At 72.0% G+C, this 19813-nt stretch carries 19 protein-coding genes; 7 read left to right on the top strand and 12 right to left on the bottom strand.

Annotated elements, in window-relative coordinates:
* Positions 1–562, bottom strand: a 562-nt coding sequence (locus ACZ6SQ_RS28235) for a PAS domain-containing protein (RefSeq protein WP_469566857.1), incomplete at its 3' end; no start/stop codon positions are given.
* Positions 563–640: 78 nt separating this feature from the next.
* A complete protein-coding gene (pdxR, locus tag ACZ6SQ_RS28230; RefSeq protein ID WP_469566855.1) occupies positions 641–2089 on the bottom strand; it encodes a MocR-like pyridoxine biosynthesis transcription factor PdxR in 1449 nt (482 codons plus the stop codon).
* 238 nt (positions 2090–2327) lie between these two features.
* Between pdxR and ACZ6SQ_RS28225 the strand changes: the two genes are divergently transcribed.
* Both ACZ6SQ_RS28225 and ACZ6SQ_RS28220 read left to right on the top strand, forming a co-directional pair.
* Positions 2328–3095, top strand: coding sequence for a metallophosphoesterase (locus ACZ6SQ_RS28225; RefSeq protein WP_469566854.1), 768 nt, complete (start codon positions 2328–2330; stop codon positions 3093–3095).
* A 316-nt stretch (positions 3096–3411) separates the two neighbouring features.
* Positions 3412–4716: a M28 family metallopeptidase gene (locus ACZ6SQ_RS28220; RefSeq protein WP_469566852.1), complete on the top strand. Its 1305-nt coding sequence runs from the start codon at positions 3412–3414 to the stop codon at positions 4714–4716.
* 76 nt (positions 4717–4792) lie between these two features.
* Here ACZ6SQ_RS28220 and ACZ6SQ_RS28215 read toward each other — a convergent pair whose 3' ends face one another.
* Positions 4793–5509: a YoaK family protein gene (locus ACZ6SQ_RS28215; RefSeq protein ID WP_469566850.1), complete on the bottom strand. Its 717-nt coding sequence runs from the start codon at positions 5507–5509 to the stop codon at positions 4793–4795.
* Positions 5510–5824: 315 nt separating this feature from the next.
* Here ACZ6SQ_RS28215 and ACZ6SQ_RS28210 point away from each other — a divergent pair, with 315 nt between their 5' ends.
* Positions 5825–6271, top strand: a complete 447-nt coding sequence (locus tag ACZ6SQ_RS28210; protein WP_469566847.1) for a DoxX family protein — start codon at positions 5825–5827, stop codon at positions 6269–6271.
* Positions 6272–6519: 248 nt separating this feature from the next.
* Here the strand turns inward: ACZ6SQ_RS28210 and ACZ6SQ_RS28205 are convergent, their stop codons facing one another.
* Positions 6520–6984, bottom strand: a complete 465-nt coding sequence (locus ACZ6SQ_RS28205; protein WP_469566845.1) for a hypothetical protein — start codon at positions 6982–6984, stop codon at positions 6520–6522.
* A 167-nt stretch (positions 6985–7151) separates the two neighbouring features.
* Between ACZ6SQ_RS28205 and ACZ6SQ_RS28200 the strand changes: the two genes are divergently transcribed.
* Positions 7152–8480: a cytochrome P450 gene (locus tag ACZ6SQ_RS28200; RefSeq protein ID WP_469566843.1), complete on the top strand. Its 1329-nt coding sequence runs from the start codon at positions 7152–7154 to the stop codon at positions 8478–8480.
* A gap of 6 nt (positions 8481–8486) precedes the next feature.
* Here ACZ6SQ_RS28200 and ACZ6SQ_RS28195 read toward each other — a convergent pair whose 3' ends face one another.
* Together ACZ6SQ_RS28195 and ACZ6SQ_RS28190 are read right to left on the bottom strand one after the other, a co-directional pair.
* The gene (locus ACZ6SQ_RS28195; RefSeq protein ID WP_469566840.1) at positions 8487–9224 is read right to left on the bottom strand and encodes a class I SAM-dependent methyltransferase; all 738 of its coding nucleotides are present in this window, start codon (positions 9222–9224) and stop codon (positions 8487–8489) included.
* A gap of 43 nt (positions 9225–9267) precedes the next feature.
* Complete coding sequence (locus ACZ6SQ_RS28190) at positions 9268–9906, bottom strand: hypothetical protein (RefSeq protein WP_469566838.1); 639 nt, start codon at positions 9904–9906, stop codon at positions 9268–9270.
* A gap of 336 nt (positions 9907–10242) precedes the next feature.
* Between ACZ6SQ_RS28190 and ACZ6SQ_RS28185 the strand changes: the two genes are divergently transcribed.
* The 3 genes from ACZ6SQ_RS28185 (at position 10243) to ACZ6SQ_RS28175 (ending at position 13669) form a co-directional block, all read left to right on the top strand.
* On the top strand, positions 10243–11427 hold the full coding sequence (locus ACZ6SQ_RS28185) for a sensor histidine kinase (RefSeq protein ID WP_469566836.1): 1185 nt from the start codon (positions 10243–10245) through the stop codon (positions 11425–11427).
* Positions 11428–11493: 66 nt separating this feature from the next.
* The gene (locus tag ACZ6SQ_RS28180) at positions 11494–12222 is read left to right on the top strand and encodes a response regulator (RefSeq protein ID WP_469566834.1); all 729 of its coding nucleotides are present in this window, start codon (positions 11494–11496) and stop codon (positions 12220–12222) included.
* Positions 12223–12484: 262 nt separating this feature from the next.
* A complete protein-coding gene (locus tag ACZ6SQ_RS28175; RefSeq protein ID WP_469566832.1) occupies positions 12485–13669 on the top strand; it encodes a GDSL-type esterase/lipase family protein in 1185 nt (394 codons plus the stop codon).
* A gap of 369 nt (positions 13670–14038) precedes the next feature.
* Here the strand turns inward: ACZ6SQ_RS28175 and ACZ6SQ_RS28170 are convergent, their stop codons facing one another.
* The 6 genes from ACZ6SQ_RS28170 to ACZ6SQ_RS28145 form a co-directional block, all read right to left on the bottom strand.
* Positions 14039–15745 carry a carbohydrate-binding module family 20 domain-containing protein gene (locus ACZ6SQ_RS28170; protein WP_469566830.1) on the bottom strand — a complete coding sequence of 569 codons (1707 nt, stop codon included), beginning with the start codon at positions 15743–15745 and terminating at the stop codon, positions 14039–14041.
* A gap of 521 nt (positions 15746–16266) precedes the next feature.
* Positions 16267–16491, bottom strand: coding sequence for a hypothetical protein (locus tag ACZ6SQ_RS28165; protein ID WP_469566828.1), 225 nt, complete (start codon positions 16489–16491; stop codon positions 16267–16269).
* 267 nt (positions 16492–16758) lie between these two features.
* Complete coding sequence (locus ACZ6SQ_RS28160; protein WP_469566826.1) at positions 16759–17679, bottom strand: carbohydrate kinase family protein; 921 nt, start codon at positions 17677–17679, stop codon at positions 16759–16761.
* Positions 17676–17939: a GlgC family sugar phosphate nucleotidyltransferase gene (locus tag ACZ6SQ_RS28155; protein WP_469566822.1), complete on the bottom strand. Its 264-nt coding sequence runs from the start codon at positions 17937–17939 to the stop codon at positions 17676–17678. The genes ACZ6SQ_RS28160 and ACZ6SQ_RS28155 overlap by 4 nt, the downstream gene beginning before the upstream one ends.
* A 111-nt stretch (positions 17940–18050) precedes the next feature.
* On the bottom strand, positions 18051–18269 hold the full coding sequence (locus ACZ6SQ_RS28150; RefSeq protein ID WP_469566820.1) for a hypothetical protein: 219 nt from the start codon (positions 18267–18269) through the stop codon (positions 18051–18053).
* Positions 18270–18614: 345 nt separating this feature from the next.
* Positions 18615–19634, bottom strand: a complete 1020-nt coding sequence (locus ACZ6SQ_RS28145; RefSeq protein ID WP_469566818.1) for a LacI family DNA-binding transcriptional regulator — start codon at positions 19632–19634, stop codon at positions 18615–18617.
* Positions 19635–19813 lie beyond the last annotated feature (179 nt).

Genomic DNA, 19813 nt, shown 5'->3' with positions numbered 1-19813 from the left:
GTGTCTCGGTCTGGGCGTTGACGAGCCGGATGATCCCTTCGTCGTCGACGATGACCATGGCGTCCGGCGCGGCCTCCAGCAGCCCCCGGAAGCGCTGTTCGGCGGCTTTGCGGTCGCTGACGTCGCGGACGGCGGCGGAGACGAGGAGTCCGTCGGTCGTTTCGAGGGGGCTGAGGCTGATCTCGACGGGGAACTCGGTGCCGTCCTTGCGCAGACCGTGGAGTTCGAGTCCGGCGCCCATGGGGCGTACTTGGCGGGTGTCGGCGTAGGCGCCGCGGTGGTGGGCGTGGTGGGCGCGGAAGCGGTCGGGGATGAGGAGGTCGACGCTCTGGCCGAGGAGTTCGGCGCGTCCGTAGCCGAAGAGTGTCTCGGTCTGGGCGTTGACGAGCCGGATGATCCCTTCGTCGTCGACGATGACCATGGCGTCCGGCGCGGCCTCCAGCAGCCCCCGGAAGCGCTCCTCGCCCGCCTCCGCCCCGTCGAGCGCGGCTCCGTGGTGGCAGCGGCCCGGCAGTGTGGTGATGGCGGTGCGGCTCGACGCCGTAATGACCTTGTCGTCCATGTAGGCCCCAAGCGGCTGGGTTAACGATGAATCGTGCCATCACAGCGCATCCGAATTCTCGACGCGCGCGCATGCTCATTACTGGTCGTCCCACGTCCGAAGGTGGCCGACCCGCTTCGATAGCCTGCCGCTTTCCACGTTACGGAAAGTCTCGAACAGGGCTTGCAGCGCCGGACGGTACGCGTGTTCGGGTGGCGCGGCGAATCCGACGAGCAGCCCCGGAGGGCGTCCCTCGGCGGCGACATGCAGTTCGGACAGGCCGCGCAGGGCGATGCCCCGGCGGGCGCACAGGGCGAGGAGCTCCTCTTCCGGCGGCCAGCCGGCGGGGAGGGTCAGCAGGGTGTGCAGCCCGGCCGGGACGCCGTGGGCGGTGAGGCCCGCGACCGTGGCCGCGTGGCGCAGGAGGAGTTCGCGGCGGTGCCGGTAGCGCAGCCGGGTGGCGCGCACGTGGCGGTCGTAGGCGTGGGTGGTGAGCAGGTCCGCGAGGACGAGCTGGGAGAGGTTCTCGGTGTACAGGTCGGCCTGCCGTCTGGCCTCGACGACCGGCCCCACCAGCGAGGGCGGCAGCACCAGCCAGCCCAGGCGCAGGGCCGGGCCGAGCGTCTTGGAGACCGTGCCGCAGTAGACGGTCCGGTCGGGGGCGATGCCCTGGAGGGCGCCGACGGGCTGACGGTCGTAGCGGTACTCGCCGTCGTAGTCGTCCTCGACGATCAGCCCGCCGGTGGCGCGGGCCCAGGCGGCGACGGCCTGACGACGGCCAGGGTGCAGCGGGACACCGGTCGGGTACTGATGCGAGGGGGTGAGCAGTACGGCGTCCGTCTCGTGCGTCAGCGCGTCCACGCGGGCGCCGTGGGAGTCGACGGGCAGGGGCGGGGTGGCCAGTCCGGCGCGTCGGACGACGGCGCGGAAGACGTCGTGACTCGGGTCCTCGACGGCCATCGTCCGGGCGCCCCCGCGCGCGAGCACCTCGCCGAGCAGGCTCAGGCCCTGGTAGTAGCCGGAGGTGACGACGACGCGGCCGGGGGTCGCGATCACGCCACGGGTGCGGCCCAGATGAGCGGCGAGCGCGGCCCGCAGTTCCGGCCGCCCCTGGGGGTCCCCGGCGCCGAGCGCGCCCGCGCGGGAGTCCGCCAGCACCCGGCGGGTCGCCGCGAGCCAGGCACGGGCGGGGAAGGCGCCCAAGTCGGGGAGCCCCGGGCGCAGATCGTGCCGGGGCGCGGACGGCGCCGGCGCGGCGGAGGGGGTGCTGTCGGCCGGCGGCGGTACGTCCGCCACGACGGTGCCCGAGCCGGGCCGCGTGAACAGGTGCCCCTCCTCGGCCAGTTGGTCGTACGCGGCGGTCACGGTGCCCCGGGAAAGCCCGAGTTCGGCGGCCAGCCCTCTGGTGGAGGGCAGCCGCGTCCCGGCCGTCAGACGCCCGTCGCGGATCGCGTCCCGGAGCGCCGACTCCAGCGCCGAGCGGCGGCCCTGGGCGGTGTCGAGGACGACGTGCAGGTCGATGCGTGAACTGGACCAGGATTTCGGCACGGAACTGGATCTTATGACTGGTCCGGTGAGTGCCTAACGTCGGGCTGAGTGAGTCCGAGAGGCCGGACGCGCGTGGCGCCGAGCGGCTTCGCGGGGGCCTGGTTCCGAGTGGCTTCGGGTTCCTCCGAGGGCTCTTGTTCCGGGTGCCTCCGAGCGTCCGGCACCGACCGGGCCCAAACGCAACCGACTCACCGACTCACCGACCCACGACCCACCGACAACGACAGGACGTACCGCCGTGATCGTGATCGCCCACCTCAGCGACACCCACCTCGACTCCACGCCACGCAGCGTCGACCGCACCCGTGCCGTCATGCGCTACCTGGACGACCTGCCCCACGACCTGGACCTGGTGCTGGTCACCGGGGACATCACCGATCACGGTCTGCCCGAGGAGTACGAGGAGGCCCGCCGGGTGTTCTCCTCGCGGCACCCGGTGATGCTGTGCCCCGGCAACCACGACCGGCGGGAGGCCTTCCGGACGCACCTTCTGGGGCAGTCGGGCACGGCGGGGCAGGGGGGCCGGCCCGTCAACCAGGTGTGGCGGAGCGCCGGGATGGTCGTCGCGCTGTGCGACTCGTCCGTGCCGGGCAAGGACGAGGGCTTCCTCGCCGACGAGACCCTGGCCTGGCTGGAGGACGTCCTGGCCGCCACTCCGGCGCGGACGCCCGTGCTGGTCGGCTTCCATCACCCGCCCGCGCGGCTGCACGTGCCGTTCGTCGACGGCATCCGCCAGTTCGGCGCCGAGCGCCTCGCCGCGCTCGTCGAACGACACCCCGACATCACGGCGTTCCTCTGCGGCCACGCGCACACCGCCGCGGCGACCACGTTCGCCGGACGACCCGTGCTGGTCGCCCCCGGTGTCGTCTCCACCGTCCGGCTCCCCTGGGAGCACCGCGCGCACCCGGACGACCATGTCCACCTGGACCAGCCGCCCGCACTCGCCTTCCATGTCCTGGCCGAGTCGGGGGAGTTGACCACGCACTTCCGTCACGTGCGCGAGTGAGCGCGGCGCGCTCTGTGGCGCAGGTCACACCCTTGCCCCCAACCTGCCTTGTGGTGCAGGTCACGCCCCCGCTCCCGGCCCGTCCAGCCCGCCCCACGCTGCTGAAACAGGCGAGGACAGGCCACTGTCCGCTCAGCGAACACCCCAGTCCGGTCAGCGCTCTTGACGTTACGTCAAAGATTCATCGAACATTCAGCTCGCACCGCCGCATCTGGCACAGGCACCACACAGCTCCAGTCACCCCGCATCACCGACGCCGCGGGGTGTCACGCACGTTCCGCAACCCATCCTCAGTTCGGAATCACGGAGCCCCCACATGAAGCTCTCCGCTCACAGACGTGCCCTCGCGCTCGCCGGTACAGCCGTCGCCGCGCTGCTCGCCGGGGCCGTCCCCGCCGCCACCGCCGAGCAGGCCGCCGTCGCCGCGCCCGACATCCCGGTGGCCAACGTCAAGCAGCACCTCGCCGACCTCCAGTCCATCGCGAGCGCCAACGGCGGCAACCGCGCCCACGGCCGGACCGGCTACAAGGCGTCCATCGACTTCGTGAAGGCGAAGCTCGACGCGGCCGGATTCACCACGACCGTCCAGCAGTTCACGTACAACGGCAGCACCGGCTACAACCTCATCGCCGACTGGCCCGGCGGCGACCCCAACCAGGTCGTCATGGCCGGTTCGCACCTCGACTCGGTGACCTCCGGGCCGGGCATCAACGACAACGGCTCGGGTTCGGCGGCGATCCTGGAGACCGCCCTCGCCGTCTCACGGTCCGGCTACCAGCCCACCAAGCACCTGCGCTTCGGCTGGTGGGGCGCCGAGGAACTCGGCCTCGTCGGCTCGAAGTACTACGTCAACAACCTCCCCACCACCGAGCGCTCGAAGATCAGCGGATACCTGAACTTCGACATGATCGGATCGCCCAACCCGGGCTACTTCGTCTACGACGACGACCCCACCATCGAGCAGACCTTCAAGAACTACTTCGCCGGCATCGGTGTCCCGACCGAGATCGAGACCGAGGGCGACGGACGCTCCGACCACGCCTCCTTCAAGAACGTCGGCATACCCGTCGGCGGTCTCTTCACCGGCGCCAGCCGGGTCAAGACCTCCGCCCAGGTGCAGAAGTGGGGCGGCACCGCGACCGCCTTCGACCGCTGCTACCACTCCTCCTGCGACACCACCTCGAACATCAACGACACGGCCCTGGACCGCAACAGCGACGCCGTCGCCCACGCGATCTGGACCCTCTCCGGTACGACGACCCAGCCCCCCGGCACGGTCTTCGAGAACACCACCGATGTCTCCATCCCGGACAACGGCGCCGCGGTGACGTCCGCGGTCACCGTCACCGGACGCACCGGCAACGCGCCGAGCAACCTCCCGGTCGCGGTGAACATCGTGCACACCTACATCGGTGACCTCCAGGTGCAGCTGGTCGCGCCCGACGGCACGGCCTACACGCTGAAGGCGTACGGCACCGGCGGCAGCGCCGACAACATCAACACCACGTACACGGTGAACGCCTCGTCCGAGGTCGCCAACGGGACCTGGCTGCTGCGGGTCCAGGACAACGCGGCCATCGACACCGGCTACATCAACAGCTTCAAGCTGACCTTCCCGTAAGAGACTCCCGGGTGGGTCGGCGACAGCTCCCGACCCACCCGGGTCCCAACCCGGCCGCGCGGCGGGGCAGGACGGGTCAGGCGCCCCGTACCCGCCGGGAAGCCGGGTGCGCCACATAGGCGCCGAGGCAGGCGAGCACACCGGCGGACGCCGTCAGCAGGGCGACCGTCAGCGACACCCGCAGCAGCAGCGTGCCGAGCAGCGCCCCGACCGGTACGGCGAGCAGGGCGGCAGCCCGGTAACGCTGATCGGCGTCGCTGATCCCGCGCCCCAGTGCCGAATGCCGGATCAGGGTCACCAGAGTGCCGGTGACCAGCGTGGTGTTGAGTACCGCGCCGAGCCGCCACATGGTCGCGCTGCGTACCCCCATCGCCAGCGCGGTCAGCGCGATCACGGCGTAGTGCCGGCCCTCCGGCGCGTCGTCCGTGACGGGGGCGAGGCCGACGGCGCAGAGGGCGGCGACCGCCAGCAGCAGCGCCGCCGTCGTGGCGGAGGTGAACAGCCAGCGGCGGTAGCGTTCGGCGGCCATCGCGGCCCCGAGGCGGCTCCCGGCCACCGCCCCGGCGGCGAACGCGCCGACGGCCGCGCACGAGCCGGCCGGCTCCAGTCCCTCGGCGCCGCCGAGCGCGAAGCCGAGGAAGAGCAGGTTGCCGGTCATGAACGCGGTGAAGATCTGGCCGAGGCCGAGGAAGGCCACCGCGTCGACGATCCCGGTGACGGCGGTCACCGCGACGAGCAGCTTCGGCAGCGGATCGGAGGGCACGGGACCGGTCGGGCCTCCAGCATCGGTCATGGCTCCAACATCGTCGACGCCGGGAGCGCTGGGGCGCGTACGGCTGTGTGGTGCCGTGCACGCCACTCGAACGGCACTGTGAGCCGGGGCCGGTGCCGCGCACGCCGCTCGAACGGCACCGCGCGCCGGGTCCGCGCGCCGGGTCCGTCCGTCCCGGCCACATCGGCGGATGGTTCGTTGAACGAGACGCCCGGTGGGCACGTTCAGTAAGGACGACGGGACTCCCGCCCGTCGGCCGCCCTGCCCTGTCCAGCAGCCGTCCCGTCCTGATGGGGCGGACACGGACACACCGATCGATTCCAGGAGTACCCGCCGATGAACAACACACCTGTGAGTGACCGGCTGTCGAAGCACCAGCCCGTCGTCCTGGGGCTGTTCCGCATCGTCCTCGGCCTGTTGTTCGCCAGCGAGGGCGCCGCCACAGTCTTCGGCGTCCTGGGCCGCGAGAGCAGCGCCGTGGGCGAGTGGCCCTTCTGGTACGCCGGGGTGATCGAACTCGTCGGCGGTGTGCTGATCCTGCTCGGCGTGATGACCCGCGCGGCGGCCTTCCTGTGCTCCGGCATCATGGCCTTCGCCTACTTCACCGAGCACCAGAAGGACGGCCTCTTCCCGCTCCAGAACGGCGGCCTGGCCTCGGCGCTGTTCTGCTGGGCCTTCCTGATGCTGGTGTTCTTCGGGCCGGGCGCGCTCTCCCTGTCGGGACTGTTCTCGCGCGGCGCCCCCCAGGCGGCCGTGCAGCCGGTGCACGGGCGCACCCACTGAGGCTCCGCGGCACCGAGGATCCGCGGGTCTCCGGCGTCGCGCCGCCCGCCGACGGCCCGTCCGATCCCACGCGCGCCCTCCTCCGTCCCGCCGCCGCGGGCCTTCGCACCGGTGAGGGGTTGCCTACTGGCCGGGCGGTGCGGGATCGGCGGGGTCGACCCGTACGGGCGCCTCGCCGGTCCGGTGGAAGCGCCGGACCGCCGCGAGCATCTCGGCGCGCTCCTCGCGCGGATACGCGTGCAGCGGCTTCAGCGACTCCCGCTGGTCCAGGAACGTCCGCGCGAACGCCCTGACCAGTCCCTCGGCGAGCAGGAGACCGACGGAGAGGGCGACCGGACAGAAGGAGTCCCGGGCCAGGTGCGGACTGGCGCCCGCTCGGCGGACCCCGACCACATCAGGATCCTGATCTGCTGGACGCCGAGGACGACGACCACCAGACTCCACACCGCACCGGCCGCGTAGGCGGGCAGGTTCCGCTGGGAGAGAGCCAGGAAGCTCACCGTCGAAACATGCGCCGCACGCAGGTCCCGCGGCTGCGGTGACCCGCCCCGGCGCATGGCCTCCAGCACCCTCAGCCGTGCCTCGACGGTCCTGCGCACGTCCTGCGTCTGCGCGTCCCCCAGCCGTCGCATCAGTGTGTACGTCTGGATCGTGCCGACCGCGAGGACGGTGACGATCAGCGTCGTGAGGAGCGCGGCGTAGTCGTCGCTCATCGCCCACTTCATGATTCCCCCGATCGGTCGTACGGCCCCCGATCGCGAACCTGCTACCCGGGTCGGCGGTGGACCTGCGGTCGGCGGGGCGTCCGGCGGGCGAATCGCCAGGTGATGCCGCGCACAATTGTTCGGGAATCGTATGGTCGGCGTGTTAACTTCCGGCCGTGACTCTCCCGGCTGTGGACGCGCCCGCGACCGTTACCGAAGGAGCCGGGCCGGGCCCGGCGGCCCGTCCTTCGTACCCGGACGACGGTGACCCCCTGGGGCTGCTCGACCTGTTCGGCGCCCCGTTCGTCCGCGACCCCTACCCCTGGCTGGACCGGCTGAGGACCGAGTCTCCTGTGCATCACGACCCCGCCACCGGGCTGTGGCTGGTCAGCCGCCCCCAGGACGTGCGCGAGGTCCTGCTCGACAACGACCGGTTCCTCCCGGACAACGCCCAGAGCGCCGCCACCCCGCTGCCCGTCGCCGTGCTGAGGGTGTTCGCCCGAGCGCGCTTCACCCTCCCCGCGGCGCTCGCGAACAACGGCACGGCCTCGCACGCGGGACTGCGCCGGGTGGTGACGCGGTTCTTCAACGCGCAGCGCGTCGCGGCCGCCGTACCGGTGATCGAGCGCATCGCCGGGGAACTGCTCGACGACGCGGTGCGGCCGGAGCTCGAAAGCACCGGCGGCAGCGACCTGTTCACCGGGTTCGCACAGGTCCTCCCGTGCCGGGTGCTGATGGAACTGCTCGGTATCAAGGGGATCGATCCGGCCACACTGATCCGCTGGAGCGACGCCTCGCTGGAGTTGTACTGGGGCCGGCCGACGCTGGAGCGGCAGCTCGAACTGGCCGAACTGGTCGTGGAGTTCCAGCGCTGGCTGACCGAGACTGTGCGCGGTGGCGCCGCCTCGGAGGACTCCTTCATCGGTGCGCTGGCCCGTCACCGGCTGCCCGACGGCAGTCTCCTGGACGTCGAGACGGCCGTCGGCGCGTGCTTCTTCGTCTTCATCGCGGGGCAGTCCACCACCGGGCAGCTCATCTCCACCGTGCTCAGCCGGGCGCTGGCCGAGCCCGGCATCTGGTCGCGTGCGGCGGCGGAGGAAGGACTGGCCGAGGCATGGGTGGACGAAGTGCTGCGGCGCGAGCCGCCGGTGACCAGCTGGCGCCGGGTGACCGCGCGCGCCACCCGGCTGGGCGGGGTGGAAGTCCCCTCCGGCGCACAGCTGTTGCTCATGCTCATGGGCACCGGATCCGACCCGGATCTCTTCGCGGACCCGGAGCGGATGTGCCCCCGTCGCGCCAACATCCGCCACCATCTGGCCTTCGGCGTCGGCCGTCACCGCTGCCCCGGGGCGTCCCTGGCGCGCACGGAGGCGGCGGTCGCCCTGCGGGCCGCCGCCCGCGCCCTTCCGCGCGTCCGCCCGGCAGCCGGGTCGCAGGAGCCTCCGATGCTCGGTCTGCTGTCGTTCCGGGCACCCCTGAGCGTGCCGGTGGAGCAGCGGCCGTAGCCCCGCCTACGCGGGGAGCCGGTACACCGAGACATGGGAGCGGGACTCGGCGGTGAACTCGCCCCCGGTCCAGTCGGCGTGCCTGGTCTCCGGCTCCAGTCCGGCGAGCCGGGCCATGAGGTCGAGCTCGGCGGGCCAGATGTAGCGATGGGGGCTGCGGAACAGGCGGGCCTTGCTGCTGTCGTCGAAGTGGAAGTGATGCGACACGACCTGCTGGTCGAGGACGTCGTAGGTGTCGAGGCCGATGTAGCCGGGTTCGTGGTGCCAGACGGTGGCCGCACGGCCGGGCGGGAGCACACGCAGCTCGGGCACCCAGAGTTCGACGACGAAACGACCGCCCGGGGTGAGATGGCGGGCGGCGTTGCGGAAGCAATCGACCTGCTCCTGCTGGGTGAGCAGGTTGGAGATCGTGTTGTAGACGAGATAGACGAGGGTGAACCGCCCCGGCGCGAGAGCGGTGGCCATGTCGCCCATGACCACGGGGAGGGTGTCCGCGTCGGCCTTGGTGCGCAGTCGCTCGACCATCGGGGCGGACATCTCGATGCCCGTGACCGGCACGCCGCGCCGGGCCAGGGGGACGGCCACCCGGCCCGTGCCGATCGCGAACTCGAGCGCGGGCCCGTCCCCCGCGAGCTCGGCGAGGCGGTCCACCGCCGGGTCGAGAACCTCGGGTGCGAACATCCCGGTGCCGGGTGTGTCGTAGCGCCGGGCAGCTTCGTCGTCCCAGATCTGTTCCTGCTGCATTGCGCCAACGCTCGTCGCCTGCGGGGGAGTTGTCGAGCGAATTTCAGCGTACGGCCGCCGGTGCCACCCCTTCGGCCCCGTCCGGCTCGGCGGCGGGCGCGGCGTGCAGATCGACGGCGAGCCAGCTCAGCGTCACCCCGCCGGCGATGTGCAGGGCGCTGCTCAGCACCGTGTCCGCCTTCGGCGCGACCAGGGCGAGGAGCGGCAGTGTCACCGTGTACGCCCAGGCCGCCGCCCTGGGCCACACCCCGGCCCGGACCGCCGAGGCACCGAACAGCACGCACCCCACCGCGAACACCACGGCCGACCCCAGCAGCGCCGACCGTGTGGGGCCGCTCAGCAGATCCTCGACGACCGCCTCGTCGAGGTAGAACAGCGCCATGTTCAAGGTGAACGCGGCCCCGCCGAACAGGCCGGCCCCGACCAGGTTGACGACATAGGCGACTTCGCCGGAACGGCCGCTCACCGGGCTCTGGCGCCGGTGCAGCGCACCGAGCAACGGCAGGGACAGCGCGGGTGCCAGGCCCAGGAGGTAACTGGTCGCCGCGGTCTCGCCGGTGAACACCTCCACCAGCGCGGGCACGGCGATGAACAGCCCCGACAGCAGCCCGCACACGACGGTGAGCGACGCACCCGCGGAACGAGAACGGGCACGGGAACGAGAGGGAAGGGACAGGGACACGAAGGACACCTCCACGAAGAACGCTCGAACGGGACGGGGACCGGCCCACCCGAGACGGGAACGGTGACCGACCCTAGGAACCCGCACCGGCCGGACCCCAGATGCCGGACGGACAGTCCGGCCGCCGTACGTCACCGGGGCACGCGGCGCCGACGGGTGCCGAACGGCACATGACCATCGGCCTCATCGGCCGCAGCCACCTCGATCACCGGCCCCGCCCGCCTTAGCCTGGAGACCGCCGTCGGCCGGGAACCGGAGACGGGGGCCGGGCCCAAGAGGCCGGAGCCAGAGCTCGGGGGCCGGGGACAGGGTGCCGGGGACAGGGAGGGGACGGGGATGACAGCGGAGGAGCGGCAGACCGGGGGCGTGACCCGGCCCGTGCCCTGGTTCGCGCCGTCGGTGTACGCCGCCGTCCTGGTGGCCGGCCTGTACGCGCGCGCCGCCGGACTCGCGCCGCACGACGTGCCGCGCACGGCGGGCTTCGTGAGCGCCTTGGCCCTGCTCGCCCTCCTGGACGCGGCCGAGTACCGCCGCTTCCCGGGCCGTACCCCGCGCGCGGCGGCGATGGTGCTGCTCTCCACCCGGCTGGTGCTGTTCGCCGTGGTGAACGCCGTCGACGGCTCGCAACTGTCGCGGGCCCTGTTCGTCCTCGTTCCGTTCGCCGCGTACTTCGCCTTCGGGCGGGCTGTCGCGCTGGCGCTGTCCGCAGTGTGCGTGGCCGGCCTGCTCGTCGCGCTGGCGGCGACGGAACCCGGCTGGCACCGGGACCAGGAGCATGTCTCGGACGTCCTCATGCTCGCCGTCGGCCTGGCACTCGCGCTGGCCATGGCGGCCGTCGCGGCCGGCGAGCAGCGGGCGCGGGCACGGCTGGCCGCCTCCGCCGCGCGGGTCGCCGAGCTGTCGGCGGCGGCCGAGCGCGGACGCCTGGCCCGGGACATCCACGACAGCCTCGGCCACCATCTCACCGCCGCCGGTGTGCAGCTCGAACTCGCCTCGGAGCTGCGGGACCTGGACCCGGGGGCCGCCGACCGGGCCATGACCGAGGCCGGCCGGGCCGTCCGGCTCGCCCTCGCCGACGTACGGCAGTCCGTGCGCGCACTGCGCGCCGAACCAGCCGTCCCCTGCCTGGCCGACGCGCTCGGGGACCTCGGCCGGGACGCCGGTGGACGGCCGCGGGTCACCACGCACATCGAGGGCGACGAGAGCGGCTACGCCCCCGCCGCGCTCACGGCTCTCTACCGCGCCGCGCAGGAAGGCCTCACCAACGCCCGTCGGCACGCCGCGGCCACGACCGTGTCGGTCGAGCTCACGCTCGGGGAGCGCGCGGCCCGCCTGGTGGTGGCCGACGACGGGCACGGTTTCACCCCGGGCGACTGCGACGGTGACGCACAGACGCAGGGCCTGGGGCTGCTGGGCATGCGGGAGCGGGTACGGCTGGTCGACGGCCGCGTGGACATCGCCAGCCGCCCGGGCGCGGGCACGACCCTCATCGTCACCGTCCCACGGGGAGGCGGGCGATGACCGCCGCCGTCACCGTCCCGCGCGGAGGTGGGCGATGACCGCCACCGACACCCTCGGACGGCGTCCATGACCGTCCGCGTCCTGGTCGTGGACGACCAGCAGCTCGTGCGCGAGGGCATCGCCGCCCTGCTCGGACTGCGCGACGGCATCACCGTCGTCGGTACCGCGGCGGACGGCCACGAGGCCGTGGAGAAGGTCCTCGCGCTGCGCCCGGACGTGGTCCTGATGGATGTGCGCATGCCGCGCATGGACGGTGTGGAGGCCGTCGCCGTCCTGCGGACGCGCGCCCCGGAGTGCCGGGCGGTGATGCTGACGACGTTCGACGACGAGGATCTGGTGATCGAGGCCCTGCGCGCCGGGGCGAGCGGCTACCTGTTGAAGGACCTGCCGGCGGCGCGGCTCGCGGAGGCGGTCCGCCTCGCCCACGCCGGAGTCGCCCAGCTCGACGCCCAGGTGGCGGCCCGCCTGGCGGCCCAACTGCCCCGCCCCGCGGCGCCGGAGCCCGACACGGCGGCCCGGCACAAGTCGAGCGGTCCGCGGAACGATCACGGAGCGCCCGGCACCCCGCACCTCCCGGCGGAGCCGGCACCGGCCTCGGGGACACCGCCCCTCACCCCGCGCGAGCTGGAGATCCTGCGTCTGGTCGCCCGCGGCCACACCAACCGCGAGATCGCCGCCCGGCTGTACCTGAGCGAGGGCACCGTCAAGAACCACCTCTCCCGCATCCTCACGCGTCTCGGGCTGCGCGACCGCACCCAGGCCGCGATCCACGCCCACGACACAGGACTGCTCTGACCGGTAGCGCCCCTTCCGCGCCGCACGCACCCCCTCCGACAGGCCCGTGGCCGAATTCCACTCCACCGTGACGCGGAAAACAGAACGGTCACATGACCGGAAATCAGTGTCGGCTACCTAGCGGTAACAAGTCTCGGCATGCCACATTCCTGCCTGCCACCGGCCGGCGGCCCCCCACCCTCACCCGCGTGCCAACACGCTCGGGGGCGCTTTCCCGTTGTCTGAGAAGCGCCCTCGACCTGGCCGAACGATGGAGTTCGCCGTGTCCGGAACCGCCCCCACCCGTCGCGCCGGTGCGCGCATCCGCAGACGTCTGCTCACCGCCCTCACCAGCGTGGCCGTACTGGGCGCCGGCCTGGTCGCGGCCGAGCCCGCCGCGGCGAGCCCGTCGAACGGGCCCACCGCGATCGTCTCCCTCGGCGACAGCTACATCTCCGGCGAGGCCGGCCGCTGGCGCGGCAACAGCCTCACCAACAGCGGCGGCCGCGACGGCACCGACCGCGCCTGGACCGGCAGCGCCTACGACCCCGCGCTCGTCTACGGGGCCACGGCTGCCAACGGCTGCCACCGCTCCGACTCCGCCGAGGTCAGCAGCGCCACCGGCACCGGCGTCCAGGCCCTCGTCAACCTCGCCTGCTCCGGCGCCACCACGGCCAACGTCTTCCGCTCCGCCTCGGGCGGCCAGTCCTTCAAGGGCGAGACCCCCCAGGCCGACCGCCTCGCCTCCGTCGCCGCCACCTACGACGTCAAGGCCGTCGCCCTGTCCGTCGGCGGCAACGACCTCGGCTTCGCGGCCATCATCGAGAAGTGCGCCAAGGACTACATCGTCTGGTACTCGTACTGCTACGACGACCAGCAGCCCGTCGTGGACGCGAAGATCAACACGGTGATGAACGACGTCGCCAGGAGCATCGACGAGGTCCGCGCGGTGATGAGCGCGGCGGGCTACGGCGCCGGCTCGTACCGGATCATCCTCCAGTCCTACCCGTCGCCCATCCCACGAGGCGGCGAGAACCGCTACTCCGAGAGCGGCTGGTCCCGCGTCAACACCGGCGGCTGCCCCTTCTGGAACAAGGACTCCAACTGGGCCCGCGACTCCCTCGTCCCGCAGATCGCCAACCGGCTGCGCCAGGTCGCCACGGCCAAGGGCGTCGAGTTCCTCGACCTGCGCGACATGCTCCAGGGGCGCGAGGTGTGCGCCACGGCGAGCAAGCTGGTCAGCTCCACGCAGCCGACGTCGGCCACCACCAGCGAGTGGGCCCGCTGGATCGACAGCAGCGAGACCCAGGGCCCCGTCCAGGAGTCCATGCACCCCAACTACTACGGCCAGCTCGGCCAGGGCCGCTGCCTCGCCCTCGTCTACACGGCGGCCCCGGGCAGCCACCACACCTGCCGCAACACCCCGGGGGTGGGAACGACCGGCATGTACCTGACGGCACTGCCCTAGCCGGCCGTTCCCACCGCGTCACGCGGTGACGGGGACAGTCCCGCACCCCCACCCCGGTGGCCGCGAGCAGAGCCCCGTTCGCGACGCGCTGCGTGGCCACCGGCTGGTGCGGTTCGGGCGCCGCGGCGGAGGCCGGTGGCGCTACGGGCGGCAGGACGGTCACCGCCGGGACGGCCAGGGCGAGGGCCAGGCCTCTGACGGCCGTGCGCCGGACCGTGGACAAGGTCACGGAGTCTTCCTCCTGAACGGCCTCACGCAGGGGCGCCGCCCGCGGAGCGCGGGCGGCGTGGGTGGTGCGGGGTGACCCCGCCCGCCGCGTGGACGGGCGGGCGGGGCCGGCCGGAGGGGCGAGACCGCGGTGGGACCGGCTCAGCTGCGCCAGGTGTCGTTCACCGTGATCCTGCCGCTGGACGGGACGGTGGCGGTACGGTTGCCGCCGCTCTCCCAGGTGACGTTTCCGGACGCGTCCTTGCGGATGTACTTGTACTCGAAGGACGTTCCGGCGGGCAGTTCGACGTCGAGCTTCCAGACGGGGTAGCTCGCCGGGTCCAGCTTCAGTGCGTTGGCCGGGTTCCAGCCGCCGAGTGCGGCCTGGTTGCCGGTGACGTAGATGTTCTGGCCCCAGGTGGTGGTGGCGTCGACGTTGAAGGAGGCGCCGGCGGGGTCGACGGGGTCGCCGCCGCCACCGCCGTCCCCGCACTCGGTCGCCCCGGTGTGCAGGGCGAGGGCGGAGTTGGCGCCGAGGGTCGCGGTGAACTGGCCGGAGCCGTTCACGGTGACGGGCTCGTCGCTCTGGACGTCGCAGTAGGTGCCTGCGGCCAGGGACGTCTGGTAGGTGCGGGTGAGCGAGGACGACTCGTGGTTGATCGCGACGAAGGCCTTGCTGCCGCGGCCGAACGCGATGGCGTTGCCGCCGTTGTCCCACCAGTCGGTGACGGCGGTGTCGCCGGCGGTGTTGCGGAAGCCGACCATGGCGGCGATCTCGCGCCAGGCGTGCTGGCACTTCCAGCCCTCGGTGTAACAGGCGTTCACCTGGCCGCTGTTGGGCGGGCCGTCGTCGTGGCCGCTGAACTCGTAGCCGGAGTGGACGTCCGGGGAGCCGTAGGGCCAGGCGAGCATGAAGACATGGGCGAGGGTGTAGTTCGCCCCGTCCTTGTAGGTGAGCGTGGCGCCGGTGCGTTCGGTGTCGTGGTTGGCGACGAACACGGCGGAGGTGGCGCTGGGTAGGTGGCCCCAGCCCTCACCGAAGTTCTTGAGGTAGGCGAGTTTCTCGCTGCCGAAGACCCGCTTGAGGTCGCGTCCGTAGCTGAACTCCTGGACGTCCCCGGTGCCGGTGTACTGGCCCGGCTGGACGGCCTCGCCGGTGGCTCCGATGGTCTCCTGCTTCCAGTAGACACCCGGGTCGGTGAGCCGGCTCTTGATGTCGGTGAGGTCGGCCGGGGCGATGTGCTTGGCCGCGTCGATGCGGAAACCGTCGACGCCGAGCGAGAGCAGGTCGTTGAGATAGCCGGCGATCTTCCCGCGGACGTGGTCCTCGCCGGTGTCCAGGTCGGGGAGCCCGCCCAGCTCGCAGTGCTGCACGTTCCAGGCGTTTTGGTAGTTGTTGATCGGGGTGGTGCAGTCGTCCAGGTCGGACGAGGAGTACAGACCGGGGTAGTTGTACTTGGAGAAGCCCGAGCCGCCGGATCCGGTGCCCGAGGTGTTCGCCATGTGGTTGATGACCGAGTCGACGACGACCTTGACGCCGGCCGCGTGGCAGGTGTCCACCATCGACTTGAAGGCCGTACGGTCGCCCAGCCGGGTGTCGATCTTGTAGCTGACGGGCTGGTAGGCGGTCCACCACGGGGTGCCCTGGATGCGCTCCTGCGGGGGAGACACCTGGACGTAGCCGTACCCGTCGGGCCCGAGTTCGTCCGTGCACGCCTTGGCGATCGAGCTGAACTTCCACTCGAACATCACGGCCGTGACGTCCTTGTCGCCGGGGGGCGCCGCCTGCGCGGCACTTCCCGGCACCGTGACGGCAGCAGCGGCTCCCGCGACAAGCGCGAGTGCGGCGGCCACGGTTCTCCTGGCCATGGTTCCTCCTGATCCACGAAGTGGGGATGCGGATGAGAGGCCTCATGAAGCAACGCGCCATGCCAGAAGGCCTGTTGATGGTTCTTGCTGAAACACGTCGGAACTTCTTGCGGACGAGAACGTACGATCTGCGTCCTCGTCGGTCAACCCTTCAAGCAGTACCTGTGCAGGTTCACAGGAAGTCGAAGGTCAGCCATTCACGGGAAGTCCAAGGTCAGCCATTCACAAGGCAATTGGAGGAAGTGAAGGCCCTTTCGCAATCATTGCAACGGTGTTACGTTCACCCACGCTTCCGGCCCGGCGGTCCGGAGGGCGAGGCCAGCCACCGGACCCTCACGCGCCCGGACCGCCGGGCCGGTTGTCGTCCCTGCTCAGGGGTGCGCGACCGGTGCAACCTCCGTTGTGCGTACCTCATTTGGTCCGGCGGTGCGGCCGGATGGTCCCAGGAGGTTTCTGCAAGAGGTTTCCGTGGCTTGCGAGTTGGGCGACGGCGGCAGGGGGCCCGAGGTGGTGTTCAGCGTTCAGCCGACCTCGCCGAAGGTCCGTGCCAGAAGGCGCGCACCCTCCAGGACCCCTCGCACGGTCGTGCCCTCGGTCGCCGGCAGCCGGTGCAGCAGGCCGCTGGTGAGACAGGTGTTCTCCGGACGGGACGCGTAGCGCGTGCCCGCCCGGGCCGTGGGGACGACCAGCCCCGGCGGGGCGCCCGGTGCCTCGGCGATCACCGACGCCCACGCGGCCCGGCTCACCCTGTACGGGCCGCCCAGATGCAGCAGCGGCGGCAGCGGCCGTGTCCGTGGCGCGGCAGTCCAGCTCCTCCAGCTCGAAGCGCTCCCGCAGCGCGTCTGGTCGGCCGTGCGCGGGCGTCACCAGCGACACCCGGTGGCCCCGCGCCGCGTACCAGCGGCACAGGTTCCACACCAGCGGGGACGGCCCGCCGCGCATCAGCCGGTTGTCGAACCCGCCGCACTCGAACGAGAAGGCGATGATGTGCATGTGCATCCCCGGTATCCCCCTCACCCGGCCGGCACGGCGCGGGCCACGGCCGCCCGCAGTCCGGGCAGACCGATGAACTCGGTGTGCGTACCGGCACTCGCGCAGGCGAAGGCACCGGAGACGGACCCGGCCACCACACAGTCCTGGAGCGCCTGCCCCTCCATCAGCGCGTGCAGGAAGGCGGTGACGAACGCGTCCCCCGCGCCGTTGCTGTCCACCACCGGGCGCTCCGGGCGCACCGCCGGGAAGTGCCGCGCCTCCTCCTCGCCGCGCACCAGCAGATGACAGCCCGCCGCGCCGTCGGTAGCCACCACGAACCGTGCCCGGCCCTCGTCGACGACGCGGTGCAGGACCTCCTCCAGCCGGTCGTGGACCGCGGCCGCGCTGAGGAAGACGTAGTCGGAGTTCAGGGCGTAGGCGAGGTGGTGCGGGTTGGTCCCGTCCCAGTCGTGCAGATCGGTGGAGCTGGTGCTACCCAGCCGGTGGATGTCCTCGTACATGTCCCGGTTCACACCGGTGATCGACAGATGGACGTGGCGTGCCCGCTCCAGGTGCGGCAGATAGAACTCCCGGGGCAGCCGCAGGTCGGCCGGGTGCCGGGAGTCGTAGAAGGAGAACCGCCGGCCCTGCGCGTCGACCAGGTTGATGCCGCGCGGGGTGCCGTGCGGGGAGACCAGGTGACTGAAGTCCAGGCCCCGCTCGGCGTACGCGGCGAGCACGGCGTGGCCCTGCGCGTCGTCACCGAGGTAGTCGATGAACTTGGTCGCGAGGCCCAGGTGGTGGAAGCCGAGCGCCACCCCGTTGCCGGTGTGAGCCACGTAGTCGTACACCGGCGGCACGTGCAGCGAGTCGCCCGGCGGGACGCGCAGTTCGTCGACGCGGACGACGGTGTCCACTCCGGCGCCGCCGACCACCAGGACGTCGTAGGGGGTCGAGCTCATGTGGGTGTTCCTTCCGTTGCGGGTGAGGTGTGCGGGACCTGCTGGACCGTGCCGTCCTCCGGGACCACCGCGGAGTCGATGTCACTGCCCGGGGGGACCGCCGCTCCGGGCAGCAGCACGCTGCGCCGGACCCGGGCGCCCGCCCCGACGCGTACGCCCGGGACGAGTACGCCGTGTTCCACCAGGCCGTCGTTGACGAGGTCCGCCGGGACCAACGACGAGGTGACGCCCGGGACATCGGGCACCCAGGCACGTGCCATCCCGGGGCGCACGGTCCACGGCGTCCGCTCGACCGGCAGACCCGCCCGCGGGCCCTCGGCCGCAAGTCGCGGATGCGCGCGGTGGTAGCGCTCGACGGTGCCGATGTCCTCTCAGTGCCCGGCCACCTCGTAGCCGCGGAAGTGCTCCCAGGCCGCGAGCACCGCCGGGATGACGTCCCGGCTGATGTCGTGCTGCCAGTCGGTGCCGTCCAGCTTCTCCAGGTTGCCCTCGGCGAACACCCGGCGCCCGTACGCGGCCTCCTCGGACGCCCCTGGCGCCAGATGCCGGGCCTCCCTCTCCAGCTGTCGGGCTTGCCGGATATCTGTCACTACAGCCCCCATGAGTACGCACGGATGCCCGTCGCCGACTGAAACGTCTTGCAGGGCAGGGACGCTGGCGGTGCGACAGGTGAGTCAAACACCCTCGCAAGACGGTTCGCAAGCGATCTGTATGTGGACCGCTCCATCACGTCCGGCGCCGAGTTCACCCGGACTCGGCTACCGGCCGCGCAGCCCCCTCGAGACCGCCCTGGCCGCGACGGCCGACTGGTACAAGCGGCGGTCCGACTGGTGGTGCCCGATGGCCGCCGGACTCTGACCCGCGCGGGGCGAACCTGCGGCAGGAGAGGCTGACAGGAAGGGCTCACCTACAGGGAGCCGAACCGTCGACCACCCTCACCTACGGGGAGCCGCCGCCGTCGACCCCCGCACCACCAGCTCGGGCATGATGACGAACTCGGTGTGCGGGGCAGGTGTCCCGGTCAGCTCCTCCATCAGCGCCTCGACGGCGACCTGCCCGATCGTCCGCACCGGCTGCCGGATCGTCGTCAGCGGCGGATCGGTGAACGCGATGAGCGGGGAGTCGTCGAACCCGGTGACCGACACGTCCTCGGGAACCGCCAGACCCCGCTGCCGCGCGCAGCGCACGGCCCCGAGGGCCATCATGTCGCTGGCGCACACCACCGCCGTACACCCCTCGTCGATCAGCTCCGCCGCGGCGGCCTGCCCGCCCTCCAGGGTGAACAGCGTGTGCCGCACCAACCGCGCCGACTCGTCGGCCGACTGGCCGAGCCGCCGCTGCGCCGCGCGCACGAAGCCCTCCATCTTCCGCTGCACCGGCACGAATCTGGCCGGACCCAGCGCCAGCCCGATCCGGGTGTGACCGAGCGCCGCGAGATGGGTGACGGCCAGCTCCATGGCGGAGTGGTCGTCGCACGAGACGAACGGCGCGCTGATCGCCGGGGAGAAGCCGTTGACGAGCACGAACGGCACGTCCTGCTCGTGCAGTCGGCCGTAGCGGGCGGGGTCGGCGGTGGTGTCGGCGTGCAGCCCGGACAGGAAGATCATCCCGGACACCCCGCGGTCCACCAGCATCTCGGTGAGCTCGTCCTCCGTCGAACCGCCGGGACTCTGCGCCGCCAGCACGGGCGTGCAGCCGAGCCGGGTGAGGGCCTGGCCGATCACCTGGGCCATGGCGGGGAAGATAGGGTTGTCCAGTTCGGGCGTGATGATGCCGACCAGGTTCTTCGCGCGCGGCCGCAGCCGTGCGGGCCGCTCGTAGCCCAGGTCGTCGAGCGCCGCGAGGACGGAGGCGCGGGTCTCCGAGGCGACGCCGCGGGTGCCGTTGATGACCCGGCTCACCGTGGCCTTGCTGACTCCCGCCGCGGCCGCGATGTCGGCAAGTCGGGCGCTCATGCGCTGGACTGTACCTGTTGGGTCACGGCCCTGCCCACAGCTCCCGGAGTACGCCCCGTTCAGGTGACGGCCAACTTGCGTCCCTCGACCGGCCATTGTCCGGCGGTCGGAAAGGCCCTCGGGAAGCCGCCCGGCGCAGCGGAACCGGCGGCGCCCGCTCGAACCGTACGACAGCCCCG

It is taken from the genome of Streptomyces sp. NPDC048600, from assembly GCF_055587025.1.
The sequence above is the reverse complement of the archived record's forward strand: the minus strand, read 5'-3'. Positions and strand labels throughout refer to the sequence as shown.

Excerpts from the sequence above, each read along its gene's own strand:
- ACZ6SQ_RS28220 (WP_469566852.1), top strand. The coding sequence starts at position 3,412 with ATGAAGCTCTCCGCTCACAGACGTGCCCTCGCGCTCGCCGGTACAGCC.
- ACZ6SQ_RS28215 (WP_469566850.1), bottom strand. The coding sequence starts at position 5,509 with ATGACCGATGCTGGAGGCCCGACCGGTCCCGTGCCCTCCGATCCGCTG.
- ACZ6SQ_RS28210 (WP_469566847.1), top strand. The coding sequence starts at position 5,825 with ATGAACAACACACCTGTGAGTGACCGGCTGTCGAAGCACCAGCCCGTC.
- ACZ6SQ_RS28205 (WP_469566845.1), bottom strand. The coding sequence starts at position 6,984 with ATGAGCGACGACTACGCCGCGCTCCTCACGACGCTGATCGTCACCGTC.
- ACZ6SQ_RS28195 (WP_469566840.1), bottom strand. The coding sequence starts at position 9,224 with ATGCAGCAGGAACAGATCTGGGACGACGAAGCTGCCCGGCGCTACGAC.
- ACZ6SQ_RS28185 (WP_469566836.1), top strand. The coding sequence starts at position 10,243 with ATGACAGCGGAGGAGCGGCAGACCGGGGGCGTGACCCGGCCCGTGCCC.
- ACZ6SQ_RS28180 (WP_469566834.1), top strand. The coding sequence starts at position 11,494 with ATGACCGTCCGCGTCCTGGTCGTGGACGACCAGCAGCTCGTGCGCGAG.
- ACZ6SQ_RS28170 (WP_469566830.1), bottom strand. The coding sequence starts at position 15,745 with ATGGCCAGGAGAACCGTGGCCGCCGCACTCGCGCTTGTCGCGGGAGCC.
- ACZ6SQ_RS28160 (WP_469566826.1), bottom strand. The coding sequence starts at position 17,679 with ATGAGCTCGACCCCCTACGACGTCCTGGTGGTCGGCGGCGCCGGAGTG.
- ACZ6SQ_RS28155 (WP_469566822.1), bottom strand. The coding sequence starts at position 17,939 with ATGGCACGTGCCTGGGTGCCCGATGTCCCGGGCGTCACCTCGTCGTTG.
- ACZ6SQ_RS28145 (WP_469566818.1), bottom strand. The coding sequence starts at position 19,634 with ATGAGCGCCCGACTTGCCGACATCGCGGCCGCGGCGGGAGTCAGCAAG.